This window comes from Shewanella marina JCM 15074, assembly GCF_000614975.1.
Lineage (GTDB): Bacteria > Pseudomonadota > Gammaproteobacteria > Enterobacterales > Shewanellaceae > Shewanella > Shewanella marina.
Genome location: NZ_BALM01000024.1, coordinates 35,688 through 59,255, shown reverse-complemented (window position 1 = coordinate 59,255; position 23,568 = coordinate 35,688). Strand labels below are relative to the sequence as shown.

The window sequence follows — 23,568 nt, the reverse complement described above, 5'->3', positions numbered from 1 at the left end:
TAGTTTATGACAGTTAGATATTTAATATTATTAATCTACATATGATGAGTTTTGGATAATAAAAATAGCATCATAACAATGATGAATAAGAAAAATGCCATTTTTGTAAGATGATCTTGATAAATAAAGCAAGCTTATTAAACAAGTACACCACCAACATAATGAATAAATATGCAAATTATGAATAAAATAAAAAGTTCATACTTATACTGAAAGACTCATGATTTATTGGTTGTTATATATGTTAATAGTTTGAATGACATGATTTAATAGTGAATTACGGGTAAATACCAGTAAATAGATACATATCTACCTTAAAGCTTATACTGATTACAGTATAAAAATATAAATTGATAAACAGATTTTACAGACAAAAAAAGCGCCATATAGGCGCTTTAGACAGACTCGTTATCAATTAACGAGTGCGAGTGCAAAGCTCTTCTGCACTGAAGAAGTAAGCGATTTCACGCTCAGCAGATGCTAATGCGTCAGAACCGTGTACAGCGTTCTCATCGATGCTTGTTGCAAAGTCACTACGGATAGTGCCACGAGCAGCTTCAGCTGGGTTAGTCGCGCCCATGATTTCACGGTTCGCTAATACTGCGTTTTCGCCTTCTAACACTTGAACCATAATTGGACCAGAAGTCATAAATGATACTAATGCTGCAAAGAAAGGACGCTCGCTATGTTCTGCATAGAAGCCTTCAGCTTGTTCTTGAGATAGGTGCAACATTTTAGATGCAACAATCTTAAGACCTGCTGTTTCAAAACGGCTGTAGATAGCACCAATGTGGTTTTTTGCTACAGCATCAGGCTTAATAATAGAAAAAGTACGTTCAATAGCCATAAAAGCTTCCTTTGTAGAGATTATTATAAGTAAATTCGCGCTGGATTATACGCAAATTATCTTACAAATCCTACCCTTGAACCACACCAATTAGTGATAAACATCACAGTCATCAGCACCAGTTATAGATCTATGTCACATTATTTAGCAATTGCTGAATTAGTTTTAATGTATTTAACCAATAAAGTACGTTTTACGTACCATTCCTACCAATTTAAAAGCGCCCGAATTTCAAGTAAAAAAAAGCCCTTACCATCAGGTAAGGGCTTTTATTCATCAATACAGATTAGTTACCTTCACTCACCATGTTAATGGTGTACTTAGGAATATCGACAATCATATCGCAATCAACAACTTTGGCTTGGCAAGATAAGCGACTTTCAGGCTCTAGACCCCATGCTTTATCCAGCATGTCATCTTCAAGTTCATCACTAGGTTCTAGCTCATCAAAACCTTCACGAACCACAACATGGCAAGTTGTACAGGCACATGACTTTTCACAAGCATGTTCAATCACAATACCATTTCGAAGTGCGACATCTAAAATAGTTTCGCCGATTTCAGCTTCTACAACAGCCCCATCTGGACACAGTTCTTCATGGGGTAAAAAAACGATTTTTGGCATATCTTCCTACACTTATATATTATCAACAGACTGGCCTTTTAAGGCTGCCCTGATTGAGTTGTCCATTCTGCGAGCTGCAAAATCTTGGGTTTGCTTATCTACCGCTTCAATCGCTTTCGTAATCGCATCTGCGTCATCTTCAGCAGCAGTTTGAGCTAAGCTAGCCATTGCATTATCAATAGCTAAACGTTCATCACTAGATAACAATTCACCATCTTTTAGCAAAGCCGAATTTAGCGACTCTAATACTCTCGCTGCTTCAACTTTTTGTTCCGCTAGCATACGACGGCTAATATCATCTTTAGCGTTGTGCATTGAGTCTTTTAGCATAGTCGTAATTTCGGTATCAGATAAACCGAAAGAAGGCTTCACTTGAATGCTAGACTGCACGCCGGTGGATTTTTCCATCGCCGTCACACTTAATAAACCATCGGCATCGACTTGGAAAGTCACACGAATATGGGCTGCACCAGCAGCCAATGGTGGAATACCTTTTAAAGTAAAACGCGCTAATGAACGGCAATCATCAACGAGTTCACGTTCACCTTGTACCACGTGAAATGCCATTGCAGTTTGACCATCTTTGAAGGTCGTAAACTCTTGCGCACGGGCAACAGGAATAGTGGTATTACGAGATACGACTTTTTCGACTAAGCCGCCCATGGTTTCAATACCCAGCGACAGTGGGATCACATCAAGTAGTAATAAATCCGAGTCAGGCTTATTTCCCACCAAGATATCAGCTTGGATAGCAGCACCTAATGCCACTACGCGATCAGGATCGATTGAAGTTAATGCTGGTTTTCCAAAGAACTCTGCAACCAACTCTCGCACTAATGGCACGCGAGTTGAACCGCCCACCATAACAGTCTCCAACACTTCATCAGTGGTCACACCGGCATCACGTAATGAGCGGCGGCAACTGGCAATGGTCTTTTTAACTAGCGGTTGAATTAACTGTTCAAATAAAGCTTTGGTAACCGTATGCTGACAAACGCTGTTATCTGCGCGAGTCAATACAGCTTCAACCGTATCAACAGCAGTTAAAGCCTCTTTCACACGACGGGCTTCAATAAGAATTTGACGTCGTTCTTGGCTATTTAATTCAGTCACCTGCCATTGTTCAATCAAATAATCGACCAACATATGGTCAAAATCATCACCGCCTAAGGCAGAATCACCACCCGTTGCCAATACTTCGAATACACCACGATTTAAGCGTAAAATCGAGATATCAAAAGTACCACCACCGAGATCATAAACAGCAATAACCCCTTCTTGGGCAGAGTCTAGGCCATAAGCGATTGCAGCTGCTGTCGGTTCGTTGAGTAAGCGTAGGACTTTAACACCCAAAAGCGCCGCAGCATCTTTAGTGCCTTGACGTTGTGCATCATCAAAATAAGCAGGAACAGTGATCACTACACCTTCAAGTTGGCCACCTAAAACCGCTTCAGCGCGCTCAACAAGAGGTCTTAATATCTCTGCCGATACTTGAACTGGGTTGACTTGACCTTGAGGCGTAGCAAAAATAGGTAAACCATTTTCGCTCTCACTTAAAAGGTAAGGCAAATTACTATAATGTGCTTGAATATCAGCTAAGCTGCGACCCATAAAACGTTTTACAGAAACGATAGTATTCTGTGGATCTTTTGCTGATGCTTGTTCAGCAAGATAACCAGCCTCAATACCCGCTTCTGTGTAATGCACAATAGAAGGTATTGCGTGACGTTGTTCAACATCTGTCAATGTGATGGCTTCACCACTTCTAACAGCGGCAACCAGTGAATTGGTGGTACCTAAATCAATACCGACAGCAAGTCTATGTTGGTGTGGCGCGGCACTTTGACCGGGCTCTGCAATCTGCAATAAGGCCATATTTATCCAACTTATAAACAAAGTTGCTCAATAAATTGAGCCAACAATAAAAACGGGGTTAATTAGTCATATAACGCATCTTCAATACGGACTAATTCATCATGTAACTTGATCATAAACTTAAGTTTACGAATGTCGTCAGCAGCCATTGACCAATCGTTAACGTTATCACTTGCTAACATTAAGCTTAAATGTGCAGTTAACAATTTTTGATAATCTGAAAACTCATCATAAAGACTGGCAACATCATCAACAGAGGTGATCTCTTCAAGTGCTTCGCGCCATTCCATCTGTTGCATTAAGAAAGCGGTATCTTTAACTGTTGTGGTCTCGTGACTAATATCTATTCCACGGAGAAATAGAATATGTTCCGCGCGACGAACAGGATTTTTTAATGCTTGATAACCATCATTGACTTGCGCGGTACGTTGTACAGCAAGTAATTTCTGTTGTTCGGAGGCGTTAGCAAAATTATCAGGATGAACTGTCCTTTGCAATTCGCGATAACGCTCTGCAAGGACAGTGAGATCAATTTGAAATGCTGGCGAAAAATTAAATAATTCGAAATAATTCATTGTCTAGTTTGATTAAACGGTAAAGCTTTCACCGCAACCACATTCACCTTTAGCATTAGGATTATTGAACTTAAAGCCTCATTAAGGCCTTCTTTAACGAAATCAAGTTCAATGCCTTGTAAGTAAATAAAGCTTTTAGCATCGATAATAATATTAACGCCGTCGACTTCATATATCTCATCATCAGCATTAAGTTCATCAACAAACTCAAGTACATATGACATACCTGAACAGCCAGAGGTTTTTAAACCTAAACGAAGGCCTAATCCTTTACCGCGATTACTTAAAAATGAGCGTACTCGTTCAGCTGCCGCAGGCGTAATTGAAATCGCCATTATATCTCCAGTTAACTACTTAGCTTGTTTAGACTTATATTCGTCTAACGCAGCTTTGATTGCATCTTCAGCAAGGATTGAACAATGAATCTTAACTGGTGGCAAGGCTAATTCCTCAGCAATGTCAGTATTTTTGATCTCTGCCGCTTGTTCGATGGTTTTGCCCTTAACCCATTCAGTCACTAGTGAGCTAGAAGCAATTGCGCTACCGCAACCATATGTTTTGAACTTAGCGTCTTCAATAACACCGTTACCATCAATTTTTAACTGTAACTTCATCACGTCACCACAAGCGGGTGCGCCGACCATACCGGTCACTACTGATGGATCGTTTTTGTCAAAAGAACCCACGTTACGTGGATTTTCATAATGATCGATTACTTTTTCGCTGTAAGCCATGATACTGCTCCAAATTGCTTGTATAGCAGGCCATATTAGGCCTGCTTATAATTATCTTAGTGATGTGCCCATTGTACTTTTTCTAGGTCAACGCCATCTTTGAACATTTCCCACAATGGTGACATTTCTCTTAGCTTATCGATTGATTCATTAATAATTTTAATGGTGTAATCAATATCTTCTTCGGTAGTAAAACGACCGATAGAGAAACGAATTGAGCTATGTGCCATCTCATCACTTAAGCCTAAAGCACGTAAAACGTAGCTTGGCTCTAAGCTTGCTGAAGTACAAGCTGAACCTGATGATACGGCTAAATCTTTCAGCGCCATCATTAAAGATTCACCTTCAACAAAGTTAAAGCTTACGTTAAGGCTACCGCAAACACGGTTATCCATATCACCATTAACATAAGTTTCTTCAATATCTTTGATGCCATTCCACAACTTATCGCGTAGATGACGAATACGTGCGTTATCGCTTTCCATATCCGCTTTTGCAATAGCAGCTGCTTCACCTAAACCAACAATTTGATGTGTTGGCAATGTACCGCTACGCATACCGCGCTCATGTCCACCACCATGCATTTGTGCTTCTAAACGAATACGTGGCTTACGACGAACATATAAGGCACCAATGCCTTTTGGGCCATACATCTTGTGACCAGAGATCGACATTAAATCTACTTTGCTCTTTTGCATATCGATAGGTAATTTACCTGCACTTTGCGCAGCATCGACATGGAAAATAACACCTTTAGAACGACATAACTCACCAATTGCATCAATATCGTGAATAACACCAATTTCGTTATTAACTTGCATTAATGATAGTAAGATAGTGTCATCGCGCATTGCCGCTTCAATACGCTCAAGCGGAATAATGCCATTTGCAGCAGGCTCTAAGTAAGTCACTTCAAAACCTTCACGCTCTAGATTACGACAAGTATCTAGCACCGCTTTATGTTCAGTTTTGCTGGTAATGATGTGCTTACCTTTCTTTTGGTAAAAGTGAGCAACACCTTTAATCGCTAGGTTATCAGACTCTGTAGCACCTGATGTAAACACGATTTCACGAGGGTCAGCATTAATTAACTCAGCAACTTGGTTACGAGCAATATCAACGGCCTCTTCAGCTTGCCAGCCATATCGATGAGAACGAGACGCTGGGTTACCAAAAACACCATCCATTGTCATAAATTGACACATTTTTTCTGCGACGCGAGGGTCTACAGGTGTTGTTGCGGCATAATCTAAATAAATAGGAAGCTTCATCACACACTCCGTACTTCGCAGTCTCTGGCGAGGCTACATTACTACGTACATTAAATTTGTAAAAAACAAAAACTAAATAATCAATCTTTGTTGCTGTTGTATTTGATCTTGCTGTAGTGAGATGTGTTGAACTCTCCGTTCCTGCATCAAACTTGCTAGACTAATACCATTTAAAAATTCTGAAATTTGTCTGCTTAAATCACCCCAAAGTGAATGAGTTAAACATTTAGTACCACTCTGACAGTTTCCTTTTCCTTGACATCGAGTCGCATCTACACTCTCATCTACTGCCCGAACCACCATTCCAACTGAAATGTTGTCGGCATTATCACCTAAACGGTAACCACCACCGGGTCCACGAACACTCGTCACTAAACCATTTTTACGTAATTTAGCAAATAGCTGTTCTAAATAAGATAAAGAAATGCCCTGGCGCTCTGAAATATCGGCTAAAGGAACTGGACTATCTGATGAATGTATTGCGACATCCAACATAGCAGTCACTGCATAGCGACCTTTTGAAGTTAGTTTCATGCGGCCAATTCTCCAAATTTGGTATAAGAGAATTTCAACATACCTGAGTAAATCAGTCAAGTATAAAACCAACTATTTTACTCAAGTATTTTGAGCAAGGTTCAAATGTTAAATACCTCAACCATTTTGCTGAGGTATTTAACCTGTTTAACCTAAAATATTCAATGCTCAATTAAAAAATAATTGACTAATTTTGTCAGATAATGGGATCGAACTCATCTAATGCTTGTTTACGCTTTTGCGCAGCTTCTTTCTCTGCATCAATAAAGTCGTCTACAACATCTAGCTCAGGCAGCTTCTCAGTGCTAATTTTTCCACCCATCGCCTTAATTTCCTTGCACATATCCTGCACTTTAGTGTCCATAAGTTGCATATGATCAAGCATCTGACCAATGGCATTTGCAACAGGATCGGGGTTATCTGGCGACACAGCATAAGCATCAAAACCGTACTTTTTGGCCATTTCACTACGACGAGCATGTTGCTCTTTAGACGCTTCATTAGGACGCTCAACCACTCGTCCGGGGATCCCAACTACCGTGGTATTTTGTGGTACATCTTTAACTACCACTGAATTCGAGCCCACTCTTGCACCTTCATGCATGGTGATTGGGCCAAGAATTTTAGCACCCGCACCGACCACCACATTATTCTCAAGCGTTGGATGTCGCTTGCCTGCACTCCAACTAGTACCACCAAGAGTCACACCGTGATAAAGCGTACAATCGTCACCAATTTCAGCGGTTTCACCAATCACCACGCCCATACCATGGTCGATAAAGAAACGATCACCAATCGTTGCACCAGGATGGATTTCAACCCCTGTTAACCAGCGAGAAAAAGTGGATAAACATCGTGCTAATAGTTTCCAATTAGCGCACCATAATTTATGGCTAATTCGGTGTAACCAAATGGCATGCATACCCGGATAGTTAAGCAAAATTTCCCAAGTACTATTGGCGGCTGGATCACGATGATAAATCGACTTTATATCTTGCTTGATTCTTGAAATCACACCCATGAAGTGTTCCTATTATTTTTTATCTGAATCTGTAGTTCGGTCGATTGAGGTTAAGATACCGCGTAAGATATTCATCTCTTGTGACTCGATACGAGCGCGACTGAATAGACGGCGTAATTTAGTCATCACCTGACCAGGGTGATTTTTAATAATGAATCCAGTATTAAGTAAAGTAGACTCTAGGTGATTAAAGAAACGCTCTAAATCCACAGCATGAGGGTATTCAATCACCTCTTGTGGTTCTTCAACTTTGGCAAGCTCCGCCATACGTGTTTCATAACAAACAATCTGTACCGCTTGGGCTAGATTTAGCGAGCTATAATCAGCATTAGCAGGAATAGCTAAATGATAATTGCATAGCTGTAATTCTTCATTACTTAAGCCATGATTCTCACGACCAAATACAATAGCAACTGAACTATTATCACTTTCAGCCGCTAATTTTTCACCAGCTTGACGTGGTGAAAGCATTGGCCAATCTAATGTTCGGTTACGTGCACTAGTCGCAATCACTAAGCTGCAATCTGCAATTGCATCAGCAAGCGAATCTACAATTGTCACATCTTTTAATACATCAGCTGCACCAGCAGCCAGTGCAATAGAATGACCATCAATCTCTGTTCTAGGCTCTGCTAGATATAAATTGGTTAATCCCATGGTCTTCATTGCTCTAGCAACTGAACCAATATTTCCTGAATGAGATGTACCAACTAAAACCACTCGAATATTGCTTAACATTTGATAATTAACTTCATTAAAACTGATTGGCGGATCTTAACATGTTCTAGGATCTATACCCAAGAGACTTCACTAGCAAAAATATGGCTAAAAAGATCAACTAATAACTCATTGAACTATAATAGTAATTAATACAACTAATGTAACTCAACCATAAAAATACGATTAATATGAAAACGCTATTTGATATATCCAATTAATTACGTATAATACGCGGCGCTATTTTTCGTTCTTTTACATCCAGGGGATTGCAATGCATCCGATGCTTACTATCGCTGTACGCGCTGCTCGCGCGGCCGGCCAAACTATTATGCGTGCTTACACTGAACTCGATCGTATCGAAGTTTCAACTAAGGGCGTCAACGACTACGTAACAAATGTAGATAAAGAAGCTGAAGCTGCTATTACCTATCAGATCCGTAAATCTTACCCAGATCACACCATCATTGGTGAAGAAAGTGGTGAGAATGCGGGTACTAACAAAGACTTTATGTGGGTAATTGATCCTCTAGATGGCACTAGCAACTTCATCAAAGGCATCCCACATTTCTCTGTATCTATCGCATTACAGTACAAAGGCAAAACTGAAGTTGCCGTTGTATACGATCCTGTTCGTGAAGAATTATTCTCTGCAGTTCGTGGTAAAGGCGCTAAATTAAACGATTTCCGTGTTCGCGTTGGTGATGCAAATGAAACCACTCACGGTATTATCGCTACAGGCTTCCCATTCAAAGCTCGTCAACATACTGAAACTTATTTCAATATGCTTGCAGAAGTTTTCAATAACTGTGCAGACGTTCGCCGTACAGGTTCTGCAGCGCTAGATTTAGCCTATGTTGCAGCGGGTCGTTTTGATGGTATGTTCGAAATTGGCTTAAAGCCATGGGATATCCTAGCAGGTGACTTAATCTGTCGTGAAGCTGGTGCAACCGTAACTGACTTCGTTGGCGGTCACAACTATGTTCAAACAGGTAACATTGTTGCGGGTTCTCCAAAGATCACTATTTCATTAGTAAAGACATTACGTCCTTTATTAAGTGAAGCACTTAAGCGCTAATTAGTTAACTAGTTAGATGCGCAAGAAAAATGCCGCTCACCAAGGTGAGCGGCATTTTTTTATCTATAAAAACCTGAGCACTTTTCACAACTCGGATTTTATTCTATTTTTTAGCCGCCAATACCGATTTCATACTAGGCACAACCGTTGTTGGGTCTAATCTTTCTTGATACCAGTTTAAGCGCCAATCTAAATGTGGCCCAGTCGCACGCCCCGTTGCCCCGACCTCACCAATTGGTTGACCTTGTTTGATGGCCTCGCCTTTTTTTACATACAGCTTGCTCATATGTAGAAAAGTAGAGTTCACCCCATAACCATGATCTAAAATGATGGTGCCACCTGAATAAAACATATCCGGTACTGCAAGACTAATTTTACCGTTAGCGGGTGCAACCACTACAGTCCCCGTTTTAGCCGCAACATCAACACCAAAATGAGGTCGCCCCGGCTTACCGTTATAAACTCGCTGGCTACCATATACACCAGAAATGCGTCCGGTTGCAGGCCAGATAAACTGCTCAGTAAAATCAATGCTCGGTGTAAACTCATTACGCGCCGCTTTTACTTCAGCGCTATCCTTCTTAGCACGTGCAACAGCCTTAGGATCGGGTTCCATGATCTTTTTACTGATGCCATTAATCCACGAAATACGATAATCACGCTTGGTCAATGTCAGCGTTTGATTAACCTGTTTGCCATCAGGGTATGTCACAGTCAATTGTTGAGTCAGTTCAGCATCACGTCCGAAACCAAATGCTAAGTGACCATCAGGACTCACCTTGACAACATTCCCATTTAAACTCACATGAGTACCAACAGGTACTGTTGCGCGAATTAGCGCCCCCTGAGTAAATTGGCCTTCAAATTTAATGGTATCTGCCGCTTGCGCGGTTAAACTGCATCCTAGCAGGCCTAAAACTAACCACTTTTTCAATGAAATCTCCTTAATGAACTGCGATTGCACCTTTACCAACACCTTCAAATGCAATCACTTTATATTGCTTCGTTGGATTTTGTTTCACCAGTTCTTTGGCAATAAAATCTGCTAATAACTCAACCGTCGTATCATGCGGAATAATGTCACAACACTGTTTTGGCATCGCTAACTGAAAGTCACCTTGCGGCGCTTGATAATGAAAACCAAAATGCGTTGCTTCTATGTCCGCTTGCTGCCCTGAAAGAACCAAACTGCTAACAGGGACACAATCTTCAATGGCAGCCAAATAGATATCTTGCCAACGATTAGCCCAATAGCTATCAAGCTGCGGCGCGGCTATACCTTGCTCAAAAATAGTAATCGGACTGCGATGACCATGCGCGATACGTTGGCAATTACCATCATGTTTTTTTAAACCATGACTGTAATGATAAAACGCACCTTCTAGTACCTCTGTGCGTAACGTCAAACTAATACTGGCAACGTTATCTGGCAAAGCTTGCTTTAATGCCACTTGCAGATATTGGTTTACGCTATCAAAATCAATTACATCTGTTTCAATTAATGCAAAGGCTTGATCAGGACAAGCCAAATGGATTGCACCACGCTGACTCTCAAAATCCACCCAAGTACGTTCAGCTTGTTGCTTAATATGGCAAGCTTGATGTTTTACGGGCACTAACAAACGATGATCACATACTGCATCAATGGTGCTTTTAATGGTGCGTTTCACTTTGGCGAAATCCAGCACCATATTTTGTTCATCTAAACCGCCATCTAATAATACATCAACGATCCAACTCTCACCGACCATACCGCGAAACGGACAAAGGTAAGAAAAATCGATAACAGTTAAATCTTTTACAAATAGTTGCATTAAATACTCCTGGCAGAAAAACAGTCCACCAAATAGGGCGTTAACCCTCGGTTATAGTGCCATCTCATTAAAATGTCACAAAAAAATAACGATCCAATTCGGATTGAGCAGCATTTTACTTTGTTTTCGGGTATTATTCCAAATCGACTGAACATGTGAGCTGTCATCAACCTAATGGTATCACTTGTAACCCTCGAAGATACCTAGAAGCAATAACAATGCAGCTCCATTTCCTGGACATAATATTTATAACGCAATTCAGGTATCTTAATGAAAACACTCATCACCAATGCACAACTGGTCAATGAAGGTCAGATCACTACTCAAGACCTACTGATTGAAAATGGCCGAATCAGCCAAATAGCCAATCAAATTACGGCTCCAGCAGGGGCAAAAGTGATAGATGCTCAAGGCAAACATGTAATGCCAGGGATGATAGATGACCAAGTTCACTTCAGAGAACCCGGTTTTCCCAACAAAGGCACCATCGCCAGTGAATCACGTGCCGCAGTAGCCGGTGGTATCACCAGTTTCATGGAGATGCCAAACGTCAACCCACAAACAACCAATCTCCAAGCCCTACAAGATAAATACGACCGCGCCCAACAAAGCTCATTAGCCAATTTTAGTTTCTACTTAGGTGCAACCAACGACAACTTAGAAGAGATTAAACGCCTTGATCCACATCAAGCCTGTGGCGTTAAAATCTTTATGGGTGCATCAACGGGTAATATGCTAGTTGACAACCGCGCAACCCTTGAAGGCATTTTTGCTAACTCCCCCGTGGTCATTGCAACCCATTGTGAAGATAGCCCAATGATCCAAGCCAATGAAAATGCGATGCGTGCAAAATATGGCGAACTAGTCCCTATGCATTTGCACGGTGAAATTCGCTCACGTGAAGCTTGCTTAGCCTCATCTCGTTTGGCGACGGAATTGGCACTAAAAAATAATGCTCGTCTGCATGTATTACATTTAACTACCGCTGATGAGTTATACCTTTTCCAAGCAGGCAAAACCTTAAGCGAATTAAAAGCGGCAAATATTACTGCCGAAGTCTGTGTCCACCACCTTTATTTTAATGACGCGGATTATGAGCGCTTAGGTAGCCAAATTAAGTGTAACCCAGCAGTCAAAACCCGTAACGATCAATTAGCGTTAATTGAAGCGGTTAATAATGATGTGATTGATATTATTGCGACGGATCATGCACCGCATACTTGGGATGAAAAACAAGCCGCAAGCTATTTCAGTGCGCCATCGGGCGTGCCTTTAGTGCAACATGCGATGTTATCGCTGCTTGATTTACATGCCAAAGGCTTATTTAGTCTTGATAAAATCGTCCAAAAAACCAGCCATGCAGTCGCTGAACGATTTGAGCTAAAAGAGCGCGGTTACCTACGTGAAGGCTATATGGCTGACTTAGTGATGGTTGACTTAGCTAATCCATATACCGCGACGACTGAAAATACTCGTTACCATTGTGGCTGGTCACCGTTCACGGGCCACCAGTTTGCCGCCAGTATTTGTGGCACTTGGGTCAATGGTCATCACCTATTTGATGGCAATAAGTTTATCAATAATCAAGTGGGACAAAAACTGACCTTTACTCGCTAAAAGTCATTTTATTTAATAAAACCTCGACCTTAGTTCGAGGTTTTTTATTTGTGACACTTTCATTACCCATTCGGTAGTCAAGTCTAAAATGATGCTCATACTTATTGACTAACTAAAAGTAAACCTAAGCCTACAAATAAAATCAAAAAGATAACGAGCATGATGACAAGAGTCTTAGATTGAATTAAAGACTGTATAAAGCCCACTTCTGTTGGCAATAATTGCTCAATTATACTTGGTTGCTTAATTTTGTTATCTCTATTCATAGCCCTCCCCAAAAACATAAAGTAGCTATAATTTATATTTCAGATAGTTAGTTATGTCATCAACATAACAAAATAGTAACAACACCCACAAGGTAAACAGTTAAATTCCAGCCTGCTACTGCATTTTCAAGTAGATTGGGTATAATCAGCCCAAATTAATAAGAATCTATTGAATACTATGCCAAATCACCCGACTAGCTCGACTGGCTTTAAAATCGAATCAAGACATTGGATTTTAATCGCCTGCCTTTGTGTCGCTATTTATGCCAGCTATCTATTAATTGCCCCCTATGTCGGCGCAATTGTATTAGCTTTTATCGTTTCTATTCTGTTTCAGCCTATTCATTCGCGTATTCAAAAGCGATTCAGTAATAGTCCTAATTTTTCGGCGGCAATATCTTGTACCTTGCTGACCTTTATCGTATTAATCCCATTATTAACGGTGGCAATTGCAATCGTTAGCCAAGGCGCAACCTCATTCAGTAGTGCTTATCAGTGGGTTAATGATGGCGGAGCCAAAGAACTGATTCATCACCCTTGGATCCAAACCGCATTTACCTTTATCAATAAATGGTTGCCGTTTGATACCATCTCACCAACTGAATTACTGCAAAAAGCAAGTTCATTAATTGCTGGCGTCAGTAGCCAAGTGGTTGGCATGAGTACGAGTATTTTAAGTGACGTCACTGGTGTTATCTTAAACTTCACCTTAATGTTATTTGTGCTGTTTTTCTTTTTACGCGACCACGACTCAATTGTTGGCGTTATGCGCCACATTTTGCCGCTATCTCGTAGTCAAGAAGATAAGATTTTTAATGAAGTCGAACAAGTTGCAAAGTCAGCAGTTCTGGGCTCATTTTTAACGGCGGTCGCACAAGGCTTTGCAGGCGGCTTAGCATGAGCATGGCGGGTTTTCCAGGTTTATTCTGGGGGTCTATGATGGGCTTTGCTTCATTTATCCCATTTGTGGGTACAGCATTAATTTGGATGCCGGCTTCTATCTATCTAGCACTGACAGGTGATTGGCAATGGGGCCTATTTCTAGCAATTTGGGGCGTTGTTGTTGTTGGTTCTATTGATAACTTCTTACGACCGCTATTAATGCAGGGGAGTTCGGGCATGAGCACCCTATTACTTTTCTTCTCATTACTTGGTGGTATTCAGCTATTTGGTCTTATTGGCTTAATTTACGGTCCAATTATCTTCGCAGTCACGCTGGTATTGTTTAACTTATACGAAACTGAATTTGCAGGTTTCCTCGATAAACAAGATAAGCAATAATCGTTATCGACCAATAAAAAACGCGCTCAATGAGCGCGTTTTTTTTATTAAAACCTAAGATTATTCACCTTTCAAACGGCGGTCTAACTGATCTTTTAGGTTTGCAGGCACGCCTTTAATCAAAATCGTGTCTGACACCGGATCGTAAATAACGCGCTCGCCTAAATGCACGCCATCAAAACTTAGCGTCACACCGCCACCAGTGCCTGAAAATTTCTTCAGCTGACGTAAAGTCGCTTTGTCGACTGGGAACTCTTCTTCCAAGTCGTAATCACCGCCTTTAGCGAAATCATAAAATGATTCCATACCGCCATCAGCTAATTCATCTGCTAAATCTTTCATTTCGATTTCGGCACCAGCGTCAAATCGTTCGGTACAGTAATCAAACACTTTATCACGGCATTGCTGACGTTCTTCTTTGGTCAACTCACTACTGGCCACAAAATCTTCAACGGCATTCATCAAGTTTTTATTTTGTGCTTTAGGATTAATGCCTTCAACACATCCCATAAAGTCTAAGAAGAAATCTGCTACTTTACGGCCAGCACGACCACGAATAAATGAAATATACTTTTTAGAGTCTTTTTCAACTTGCCATTCAGTTAAATCAATACGGGCAGCTAATTGAATATTAGAAAGATCCAAATGATTATTTTGAGTCAACTCCATATCGTCTAAGACCGTCATTGACGATTTCGCATTCAATAACGCTACAAATAGATATTCGTTAGCAATTGACGTGTAAGTCGACATCAATAAAAAGCCGCCTTGACTGAAGTCATACTTAGATAACTCATCCATCAGCAGCTCACCCGCTTTAGCTGAAAACTCAACAAAGCCTAACTCACCTTGACGATATGCCGATAAACCTTCAGCAAAAGCGGGGTTAGCCTCGCCATCATCACCATGAATACCAAAAAAACCAAAGCCCTTACCGGCTTTACTTGAATAAGTCTGATGTAGCTCTTCGAGCATGGTTTCTACCGCATTACCATTCAAAAGCGGTTGTGGACGTAAGCGACAGCGCATTTGGCCATCACTATTTTGAGAAATTTCATGAATAATTGCTTGTTCGACGTTAATACTCATAAGCCTAGATAGTGATACAGGGATAATTCCTGTTATTATATGCTGCTAATCCATTCCTAAGTGAAGTTTTTTTAAATTATGGCTATTCAATCAAAATATTCTAATGCGCAAGTTGAAGCAATCATCAATGATGTACTTGCTGTATTAAGCAAGCACCAAGCACCTACAGACCTAAGCTTAATGGTGCTAGGCGATTGCATTTCTAACCTGCTACAAAACAAAGTACCAGAGCAATCTCGTGCGCTTGTTGCTGAACAATTTGCAAAAGCATTAACACAATCTATTAAAAACTAATCATAGTGTTATTGGTCTTGGTAGTAATAAAAGACTAACGCTAGGATTAAAAACGACTTAAGATACCCAATCAACGCCTGTTTTTTGATTGGGTATTCATCACCAAAGTTAAGGAAATAACGCTTTATTATGGGTGAGAAGAAAAAACAACTTGGGCGTGACAAAGTGTCTCGCTTAGTTAACTGGGGTCATTGGTTTGCCTTTATCAACGGCATCTTCGCCATGATTATCGGCAATCGTTACATCGAGACTGTTGGCTATCCAGACACATGGATAGGTTGGGGCTACCTTAGCATTAGTACCATAGGCCACTTCAGCTTTTTAGCCTTTATTGTTTATCTTATCACGTTATTTCCACTTACGATTATTATGCCCTACTCGCGTATTTTACGCGGCGTAGCAGCAACTATTGCAAGCCTTAGTCTATATGTCCTACTTTATGACACCATCATTTACGATGACTATGGCTTACATTTAAGCCCATTTTCATTTGATTTAGCATGGACGGATCTTAATGCTATTTTGCATGGCACCTCATATATCATCGCCCCACTCGCCATTATTGCGATAGAGCTGACCTTAGCTAACTTTTTGTGGAAGAGAATCGACAAAATTCAACGTAAAAACTGGGGCAACAAGGTTGTCGCATTTGTGGGTATCTGTTTTGTTAGCAGCCATTTAATTCATATTTGGGCAGACGCTGCCGATGTCACACAAATTACCCGTTTTGATGATACTTACCCATTATCGTATCCTGCAACGGCACGTTCATTTATGGAAAGCCATGGCATTGAAAGCAATACAGCACGTCATGCTCGTAGCAATAATATTGAAGGCTTAACTTACCCAATAGAACCACTACAGTGTCACCAACAGCAACAAAGCAATGTATTAATGATCACAGTAGACGGTCTACGCGCTGACTTAATTAACGCTAAAACCATGCCGTTTTTAACTCAATATGCGGCTAAAAACCAAGATTTTACTAACCACTTAAGTGGTGGTAATGAATATGCCAGTGGCATGTTTTCATTATTATATGGTCTACAAGGCAGCTATATGGATGCTTATGACCTCACCAATACTCCACCGTTATTAAGCCAAACACTGGTTAAATCAGGTTATAAACTCGCGTTATTTACAGATAAACACACAGAAGTTATCGATAAATCACCCGCTATTTTCAAGCAGTTTAAGCACTACATCAGTGATGATGCACAGCAAAGTTCAGCCAATAATGATCTTGCTTCTGTCGCACATTTCGAGCAATGGCAACCAAAACAAACTGCACCTTGGTTTGCACTAGTAAACTTAACCGCACCAGAAAGTTACGATACCCCTGCCGGATTTTGGGGCATTGAAACAGTTAAACCCAATACTCCACTAAAACCGGCTCAAAAAGTGTTATTTAATCAGTACCGCCAATCGATTAACTTTATTGACCAACAGCTAGCGCAATTAGTCAAAGCGCAACCTGCAGATACCATAATCATTATCACGGGAGTCAGTGGTAAGGTATTTACCAGTAATGCCAATGAAGCAAAAAATAATTTATCACCTGCTAATGTAAAAGTACCACTGATAATCCATTGGCCAGACGGCGCGGCATCAAGAATAAATTACCGCACCAGCCACTATGGTTTAGTACCAACACTCATGACTAAGCTATTAGGCTGTACCAACCCAAGCACGGATTACAGTGCAGGCCGGAGTCTATTGCAACCAAATAGCCAAAACTGGGTTTATGTGGGTGATAACCGTATTTTTGCGATTTACCAAAAACAAGAAATTACTGTCATTGACAGACATGGTAAATACCGTATTTATGACAACCATTATTTACATCAGCTTGATAAAAGGCTCAGTGGCCTGATCTCATTCAGGTAATGCGCGAGAGTCGAAGACTTTACCAACATTAAATTCAACTTTGACACGCAACTTAATATATATTATAAGCCCAATTAATCATTGGGCTTATTTATATGTAGTTTCACACGCTAGAATTAATAGAAAATAAAACCATAAATATATTTAGATAAATACCCATCCGTCAAAAAGATATCAATCCTAACCATTTAAAAAAGATAGCAAACTTTATTATATTTATTCATTTCAGATACCATTCCTGAATTAAAACAACATTATAATCTGCATCAATGATAAATAAGGAGTGTAAGATGATAAAACAAATTTTATTGCTGATAGTTGTTATATTTATCATTGTTACTTTTAATATTTATGCAGGATCACTGACGGTAGATAACATGACCATCACTCCTTAACAAGTTAAATATTATAAAACTTACATCCACTACATTGACAATAAAGTTCTGAAAACAATATAAACATATACCCCAATAACATGAGGTGATTAAAATGATATATATAATACATACACTAATACTATCTCTACTTATTACTCAACCAAAAGCAGATACAACACCATCGAACAAAAATAGTCAAAGATTAGGAACAATGATTGAATCACCTCCTAATACATTAACAACTTACAATAGTGTAGAGACTAACTTAGTAAATAGAATAAGTTGATTCTATTTACTAAATATATGAAACTCAACAAATGACTCACCTTGACAATGGTTGTATAGCTATTGTCAAATCGAATCATACCATGAAATAAAACCAGTTAAGTGGAATCACTGTACATCTTACTTTTACACATAAATAAACTTGGTTTGCTCCAATAGAAATCTACTAATCAAAGCATGTGTTTATACTTCTATCACAACAGTAAAAATAAGCTATCACAGAGTTATAATTACTCTGTGACAAAAAAATCGTTCGAATGAATTTAAAAATAACCAAAACATAAATCAATAATGTCACATCATTAAAATCAGCAAGTCAATATAGATTTAACATATCTAATGATATATCCATTATACTCAACAGCCATATAATATTAAAATATACGTCACCTAATAACCATATAAATAGTATGGTATTCAAGCTGACATCATTATTAATGTTGAATAAAATCAACTTTATATAATCGAAAATATCAAATACAGCAATCTATTTATTAGATTAAAAGATAAAAAAGCCATACCACCAAGTTATCAATTAAATAATTATTTCATCATAAAATTTTGAATAATAAGGCTATTTACACTACAGCTATATCATGAAATCTTATTTTATCAAGTTACTTTACTAATATATTATTTATAGGCTATACATGTAACCGAGATAAATATTTAAAGACTTTAACAGTTTCCATAATTTTTTACTTATTAACTATTATGATACTAAGCACGAATGTCGGATCAGTTATATGGAGTAAAACATGAATGAACAAAAGATAATGCTAGAGAAAGCATTGTTAATGAATAGTATAGAATCAATAAGAAAGTTCCTAACGATAAAAAGAAAACTAAACTGTGAAAACATTAATAAATCTGAAAACTCAGTAATTTCGTTAATTCTTAATAGATTTAATGAAATTGAAACTATAGAATTTTGTGAACAATTAATATTGAACATTCCTGTCAATAAAAGAATGATCGTATTAGAAGCTTTGTTATCTACATTTGAAAGCTATACACCTTATCACTTAGTAAAAGCTAGAGATGATCTAAAACAGCTAAAGTTGATCAATAGTCAAATAGAAAAATCAGCTACAAATTTAAGCGTATTGCTAAAACAAAGATCAAACATATGTAAAACATCAAAAATAAAAACAGATTGCTATTGTTGTACTAAAGATATTATTAATGCCGCGAATAATAATGGCAAATTAAATAAACCAACTAACAATGAATATTTAATCAAAAGCGAAGAATTAGAATATGATCAGCTACCTGATATAGCAGAAGTAATTTCATGTATATCAGATGACGCAAGCAAAGCTAAAGTGGTGCCCAAGGACCTATCAACTAAAATGGGTATAAAGTCAAAAAGGCCATCTATAAGTGATTCTATTCGTTCTTTTTATGCTACGATTCAAAAAGAAGAAATTGACTCACCAAGAATATTTGAAGACACATGTAAAATTTCAAATAAGTCTATGGCATCCATTTTCAATATTGGGCTAAATTTATCTGAAGATGATATTATTGGAGAGGAGCAATTTAAAACTGCAAAATATAGAGTAAAACAAGAATTAAAGAATTATAGATAGGCATTATATAAAATAGCAGAACATATTCGTTCTGCTATTTTAATAATATAACTCATCATCACTTACTTTTAGTTAAGTTTACATAAAAATATTTAAGACTTACTTTTTTGCTAAGTTTACATCTAAAATATTCAGACCTTTAATCTTATTTATTCTAGTTAAAATACTCGAAATTTTATACCATTTTAGATACTCAATACCTTCACATGGGTCCGCATTCAATGCGCGACAATATTCAATATAATCCCCAACACTTAATTTACTTTGTGATGCCTCTATTTTACTGATATAGGAGTGAGATTTACCCATTTTTAATGCTAAAATTCGCATCGTATATCCTTGCCTATTTCTTTTCATTTTCAACCAAGCAGAGATTTCTTTATTCAAAGAAAAATTGGTACAAAGTACTTGAGCATCATCTTTTTTTGATAATTCTGTATTGTTTTTCATCATGCCTCCAAATTTATATGATTAAACGTACAAATAGATACTCACATTAACATTAGAAAAAGCGCATAGTTGTAACTGAGAGCTCACCACCCCACCTAAATTGGGTGACAACACGTAAAAACATTATAGGCATTAAAAGGAGTTACTCTGCACCAAATTTATAGCATCTAAGTACTATCAAGCTTACCAATCAATAACCTGTATATGCTTGTAACTAGACAAACATATACAAATAAGCGAGATTAGTTATGTATCTCCAGACATAACATCTAAGGCGAGCTATATGAGCGATATTAGAAAGCAGCAAATATGTGCACTACTTAAAGGAATTGAGACTGGAGATAGTGAGTCAGTCAAAGTGGTCAATGAGGCTCAATATATTCAGCATAATCCGCAAACACACGAAGGAAGTGAAGGTTTAGCCGCGTTATTTAAACGCCTTTCAAAAACGAATCCTAAGGTCAATATTGCTCGAATTTTTGCGGATGGTGATTATGTTTTTGGTCATACTGAATATGACTTTGCTCATTCCAATATTGGCTTTGAAGTATTTCGTTTTGAGCATGACCAAGTCGTTGAACATTGGGATAATATTCAGCGTCGTCAAGCAATCAATCCAGCAGGCCATTCTATGGTTGATGGTAGCAACAACATTGAAGATCTTGATAAAACAGAAACTAACCGTCAACGGATCAAACAATTTATTAACTCAGTACTGATAGCAAAAGAGCTCTCACGGCTTGAAGAATATGTCGATCATAACCTGATTGATCATAGTCCTACTCATCATGATGGTATAGTCGCCTTACATTCACGATTACAACAGCAATTTATGCATCAACAACTCGATTACCAAAAAATGCATCGAGTGCTCGCTGAAGGTAACTTTGTTTTAAGTGTATGTGAAGGTATGCATGAACAACAGCATACCTCTTTTTATGATCTTTTCCGGCTGAGCAACGGTAAAATTATGGAACATTGGGACACAACAGAAGTGGTTCCCGATCTCAATTTATGGAAAAATGACAATGGTAAATTCTAGTTATTCTGACTTTATATTTTGTAACCAGTATTGATATAACCCCTCAATGTCTGCAGAACAAATTAATGCCATAGCGGCTTTAACTTGTTCATCAGGCCAATGACACCACTGCATTTCAAGTAATCGCGCTATTTGTGATTCAGTAAAGCGATAACGGATGATTTTAGCGGGATTACCGCCAATAATGGCATAAGGCGGTACATCTTTAGTCACCATCGCGCGGCTGGCAATAACAGCACCTGTACCCACATTAATACCACTCATCAACATGGCTTCACTACCAATCCAAACATCGTCACCAATAACGGTATCCCCTGCTCGCTCAAAACCATCTTTGGCATCAGTAAAGTTGGGATTATCTTGATAAAAGAATGGGAAACTACTGGCCCAATGATGTTGATGACCTTGATTACCCGCCATCATAAAGACCGCACCAGAACCAATAGAACAGTAACGGCCAATGATTAACTTATCGACATCATCTCTGTCTGGCATTAAATAGCGGGCACAATCATCAAAACTATGCTGATGGTAATAACCAGAGTAATAACTGTGCTCACCAACAATAATATTAGGATTAGTGACCTGTTGCTGTAATGGTATCCCTACAAAAGGGCTAGAAAAATAGTTATTCAAATTATGCTCTCAATGACTACGGATTATGCTTAACCATCAACACTTAGCTAAAAGTGGCTGCTCACGCAATATAATTACTCCGCGGTTATTTGTATATGGTTAATCTTCTGTTATTTCTCGCTAACTATCAGACTCGCAACACCTTTAGTAAGCTTTCAATGAAAATCGATTGTTCACCTTTACTGGCTAGTATAGCGATACGTTCATAATTAAGTTTGATTGATTTCAAAATGATTTTTAGGCAAAAACACGTTCGAGTATCCGGTCTATCACGAGTGAACTAAATCAGATACAGTATTTTAGTTTATTCAAAAGCCCCTATTCGCCCTGCACACTTTATCCGTTCATAACGCCTTAAATAAGGAGCGTAGAGGGGTTGGCTTATAGTTAGCGAAGAATGAGCGCAAGCCAACCTTGATACGTCCGACTTTATTTTTTTGTTATGTAGCTTACTCAAAACAACAATCCTTTGCTTCGATTAGTATTCTTGCAATATCAATTGGGTTTTGTGAAGCGACACTTCTTCCCATTGAGTTTGTTTCTAAACTAGAAAGGTATTTAACTATTTCTTTTTCATTGGCATCAGATACGAGTAAATCAAAAACTCTAGGCACATATGAGCGGTACTCATCCCTAGCGGCTGGAATTTCTTTGCAATCTAGTGGGTCCCAAAGATAAAACAAAATTTCATCTATCGCTTTGTAAAGCTGCTCTTCAGAATGCTTCATTTTGAATTACCTTTGCTACATAACGCCCTAATAAGGGGCTGATAATGCTTGGCTATACTGTGTAGCGGAGCGAAACTGAGCCAAGCTTTATCAGTCCCGCTTTATTTGCTTGTTAGTGTTCAATTTAAGAAATACGTAACTAAATCAATATATGTTTTTAGTGCAGGTAATACTAAGAATATCACCGTAAAAATTACAGCCCATTTTTTACTAAACCACCACTTTTTAAGATCCTGAAAATGGTCAGGGAGAACTTCAAGTTTATCTTTTTCAGAAACTACATTCGGATGAATTTGTACTGATATGTCCGTATCATATTTAACAAGACTCAAAGTACGTAACTTGTTTATTGATGCTTCAGAATAACAATCAAGGGCTTCTAAATCAGAAGTCATCATGCCATTCCCTTCATTAATAAAGTGTTCTGCCAAATACTTTAAAAGAACTTTATCATCTTCCGTGTACACCGAACTCTCCTTGAACACTAACGCCTTACTAATAGGCGCATAAATGCTTGGCTAAAATTAGCGACGAAGGAGCGCAAGCTAAGCGTTTTGCGTCCTTTTGAGTAACTTGTTAGCACACTACATATCGCGACTTATTGTTTCTAAAGAAACTACTCTGGACATTAGTATTTTCACCTCAGAGCTAGCGAAATGATCGAGTTCCGTTTGAATAAAATTAATTAAATCAGGTATTTCACTATCGGTTTTTACAAATAGATACTTAATATCAGAAGGCGAAATTTTAACACTATAATGTTCTTTCGTTTTTAGATTCTCTTTCTCTAGCAACTGTGCATCTTGAAAGTGTTTTTCCAAAAGAAAAGGCTTAGCTTTGAGCTCTATATATTTACCATTAACAGCAAATCGCCATTCATTTTCTTGGTGAAACTCCTTTAAAATAAACTGACCATTAATGTACATTTTCCCT

Annotated in this window: 25 protein-coding genes and 2 pseudogenes; 8 read left to right on the top strand and 19 right to left on the bottom strand. The window is 38.6% G+C overall.

Annotation, left to right across the window (positions count from 1 at the left end):
- Positions 1-415: 415 nt before the first annotated feature.
- From ndk to trmJ, 10 genes and pseudogenes are all read right to left on the bottom strand, one after another.
- Positions 416-847 (bottom strand): nucleoside-diphosphate kinase, encoded by a 432-nt coding sequence (gene ndk / locus JCM15074_RS15720; protein WP_025822287.1) that lies wholly within the window; start codon positions 845-847, stop codon positions 416-418.
- Positions 848-1,133: 286 nt separating this feature from the next.
- Positions 1,134-1,472: an ISC system 2Fe-2S type ferredoxin gene (fdx, locus tag JCM15074_RS15715; protein WP_025822285.1), complete on the bottom strand. Its 339-nt coding sequence runs from the start codon at positions 1,470-1,472 to the stop codon at positions 1,134-1,136.
- A 12-nt stretch (positions 1,473-1,484) separates the two neighbouring features.
- Positions 1,485-3,347 (bottom strand): Fe-S protein assembly chaperone HscA, encoded by a 1,863-nt coding sequence (hscA, locus tag JCM15074_RS15710; RefSeq protein ID WP_025822283.1) that lies wholly within the window; start codon positions 3,345-3,347, stop codon positions 1,485-1,487.
- Between the two features lie 62 nt (positions 3,348-3,409).
- Positions 3,410-3,922, bottom strand: coding sequence for a co-chaperone HscB (gene hscB, locus JCM15074_RS15705; protein WP_025822281.1), 513 nt, complete (start codon positions 3,920-3,922; stop codon positions 3,410-3,412).
- Between the two features lie 12 nt (positions 3,923-3,934).
- A pseudogene (iscA, locus tag JCM15074_RS22580) lies at positions 3,935-4,257 on the bottom strand (iron-sulfur cluster assembly protein IscA).
- A gap of 15 nt (positions 4,258-4,272) precedes the next feature.
- Positions 4,273-4,656 carry a Fe-S cluster assembly scaffold IscU gene (gene iscU, locus JCM15074_RS15695; RefSeq protein ID WP_025822279.1) on the bottom strand — a complete coding sequence of 128 codons (384 nt, stop codon included), beginning with the start codon at positions 4,654-4,656 and terminating at the stop codon, positions 4,273-4,275.
- A 56-nt stretch (positions 4,657-4,712) separates the two neighbouring features.
- Entirely contained in the window at positions 4,713-5,927 is a 1,215-nt protein-coding gene (locus JCM15074_RS15690; RefSeq protein ID WP_025822277.1) for an IscS subfamily cysteine desulfurase, read from the bottom strand.
- A gap of 72 nt (positions 5,928-5,999) precedes the next feature.
- Complete coding sequence (gene iscR, locus JCM15074_RS15685) at positions 6,000-6,461, bottom strand: Fe-S cluster assembly transcriptional regulator IscR (RefSeq protein ID WP_025822275.1); 462 nt, start codon at positions 6,459-6,461, stop codon at positions 6,000-6,002.
- A 196-nt stretch (positions 6,462-6,657) separates the two neighbouring features.
- On the bottom strand, positions 6,658-7,482 hold the full coding sequence (cysE, locus tag JCM15074_RS15680) for a serine O-acetyltransferase (protein ID WP_025822274.1): 825 nt from the start codon (positions 7,480-7,482) through the stop codon (positions 6,658-6,660).
- Between the two features lie 12 nt (positions 7,483-7,494).
- Complete coding sequence (gene trmJ, locus JCM15074_RS15675) at positions 7,495-8,220, bottom strand: tRNA (cytosine(32)/uridine(32)-2'-O)-methyltransferase TrmJ (protein WP_025822271.1); 726 nt, start codon at positions 8,218-8,220, stop codon at positions 7,495-7,497.
- Positions 8,221-8,473: 253 nt separating this feature from the next.
- Between trmJ and suhB the strand changes: the two genes are divergently transcribed.
- Positions 8,474-9,277: an inositol-1-monophosphatase gene (gene suhB / locus JCM15074_RS15670; protein WP_025822268.1), complete on the top strand. Its 804-nt coding sequence runs from the start codon at positions 8,474-8,476 to the stop codon at positions 9,275-9,277.
- 103 nt (positions 9,278-9,380) lie between these two features.
- On the opposite strand, the gene JCM15074_RS15665 is transcribed toward suhB, so the two are convergent.
- Together JCM15074_RS15665 and JCM15074_RS15660 are read right to left on the bottom strand one after the other, a co-directional pair.
- Positions 9,381-10,211, bottom strand: a complete 831-nt coding sequence (locus tag JCM15074_RS15665; RefSeq protein WP_234400248.1) for a M23 family metallopeptidase — start codon at positions 10,209-10,211, stop codon at positions 9,381-9,383.
- A gap of 10 nt (positions 10,212-10,221) precedes the next feature.
- Complete coding sequence (locus JCM15074_RS15660; RefSeq protein ID WP_025822264.1) at positions 10,222-11,091, bottom strand: 6-carboxytetrahydropterin synthase; 870 nt, start codon at positions 11,089-11,091, stop codon at positions 10,222-10,224.
- Positions 11,092-11,361: 270 nt separating this feature from the next.
- On the opposite strand from JCM15074_RS15660, the gene JCM15074_RS15655 reads away from it, so the two are divergent.
- On the top strand, positions 11,362-12,708 hold the full coding sequence (locus tag JCM15074_RS15655; RefSeq protein WP_025822262.1) for a dihydroorotase: 1,347 nt from the start codon (positions 11,362-11,364) through the stop codon (positions 12,706-12,708).
- A gap of 101 nt (positions 12,709-12,809) precedes the next feature.
- Here JCM15074_RS15655 and JCM15074_RS24405 read toward each other — a convergent pair whose 3' ends face one another.
- The gene (locus JCM15074_RS24405) at positions 12,810-12,974 is read right to left on the bottom strand and encodes a hypothetical protein (RefSeq protein ID WP_159105304.1); all 165 of its coding nucleotides are present in this window, start codon (positions 12,972-12,974) and stop codon (positions 12,810-12,812) included.
- A gap of 178 nt (positions 12,975-13,152) precedes the next feature.
- Between JCM15074_RS24405 and JCM15074_RS22575 the strand changes: the two genes are divergently transcribed.
- Both JCM15074_RS22575 and JCM15074_RS25285 read left to right on the top strand, forming a co-directional pair.
- A complete protein-coding gene (locus JCM15074_RS22575) occupies positions 13,153-13,875 on the top strand; it encodes an AI-2E family transporter (RefSeq protein WP_267880190.1) in 723 nt (240 codons plus the stop codon).
- Positions 13,872-14,255: an AI-2E family transporter gene (locus JCM15074_RS25285; protein ID WP_267880189.1), complete on the top strand. Its 384-nt coding sequence runs from the start codon at positions 13,872-13,874 to the stop codon at positions 14,253-14,255. The genes JCM15074_RS22575 and JCM15074_RS25285 overlap by 4 nt, the downstream gene beginning before the upstream one ends.
- A gap of 60 nt (positions 14,256-14,315) precedes the next feature.
- Here JCM15074_RS25285 and yejK read toward each other — a convergent pair whose 3' ends face one another.
- Entirely contained in the window at positions 14,316-15,344 is a 1,029-nt protein-coding gene (yejK, locus tag JCM15074_RS15640) for a nucleoid-associated protein YejK (RefSeq protein ID WP_025822260.1), read from the bottom strand.
- A gap of 78 nt (positions 15,345-15,422) precedes the next feature.
- Here yejK and JCM15074_RS15635 point away from each other — a divergent pair, with 78 nt between their 5' ends.
- From JCM15074_RS15635 to JCM15074_RS15620, 3 genes and pseudogenes are all read left to right on the top strand, one after another.
- Positions 15,423-15,638 (top strand): YejL family protein, encoded by a 216-nt coding sequence (locus JCM15074_RS15635; RefSeq protein WP_025822258.1) that lies wholly within the window; start codon positions 15,423-15,425, stop codon positions 15,636-15,638.
- 129 nt (positions 15,639-15,767) lie between these two features.
- Positions 15,768-17,557 (top strand): annotated as a pseudogene (locus tag JCM15074_RS22570) (DUF3413 domain-containing protein).
- 1,388 nt (positions 17,558-18,945) lie between these two features.
- On the top strand, positions 18,946-19,779 hold the full coding sequence (locus JCM15074_RS15620) for a hypothetical protein (protein ID WP_025822256.1): 834 nt from the start codon (positions 18,946-18,948) through the stop codon (positions 19,777-19,779).
- A 99-nt stretch (positions 19,780-19,878) separates the two neighbouring features.
- Here the strand turns inward: JCM15074_RS15620 and JCM15074_RS23760 are convergent, their stop codons facing one another.
- Positions 19,879-20,229 (bottom strand): helix-turn-helix domain-containing protein, encoded by a 351-nt coding sequence (locus JCM15074_RS23760; protein ID WP_025822254.1) that lies wholly within the window; start codon positions 20,227-20,229, stop codon positions 19,879-19,881.
- A gap of 283 nt (positions 20,230-20,512) precedes the next feature.
- On the opposite strand from JCM15074_RS23760, the gene JCM15074_RS15610 reads away from it, so the two are divergent.
- Entirely contained in the window at positions 20,513-21,271 is a 759-nt protein-coding gene (locus JCM15074_RS15610) for a nuclear transport factor 2 family protein (RefSeq protein ID WP_025822252.1), read from the top strand.
- Here the strand turns inward: JCM15074_RS15610 and catB are convergent, their stop codons facing one another.
- The 4 genes from catB to JCM15074_RS15590 form a co-directional block, all read right to left on the bottom strand.
- Positions 21,272-21,907 carry a type B chloramphenicol O-acetyltransferase gene (gene catB / locus JCM15074_RS15605; protein ID WP_025822250.1) on the bottom strand — a complete coding sequence of 212 codons (636 nt, stop codon included), beginning with the start codon at positions 21,905-21,907 and terminating at the stop codon, positions 21,272-21,274.
- A gap of 449 nt (positions 21,908-22,356) precedes the next feature.
- Positions 22,357-22,635 carry a hypothetical protein gene (locus tag JCM15074_RS15600; protein WP_025822248.1) on the bottom strand — a complete coding sequence of 93 codons (279 nt, stop codon included), beginning with the start codon at positions 22,633-22,635 and terminating at the stop codon, positions 22,357-22,359.
- A gap of 119 nt (positions 22,636-22,754) precedes the next feature.
- On the bottom strand, positions 22,755-23,102 hold the full coding sequence (locus tag JCM15074_RS15595; RefSeq protein WP_025822246.1) for a hypothetical protein: 348 nt from the start codon (positions 23,100-23,102) through the stop codon (positions 22,755-22,757).
- 117 nt (positions 23,103-23,219) lie between these two features.
- Positions 23,220-23,561 (bottom strand): abortive infection system antitoxin AbiGi family protein, encoded by a 342-nt coding sequence (locus JCM15074_RS15590; RefSeq protein WP_148300815.1) that lies wholly within the window; start codon positions 23,559-23,561, stop codon positions 23,220-23,222.
- Between the last annotated feature and the right edge of the window lie 7 nt (positions 23,562-23,568).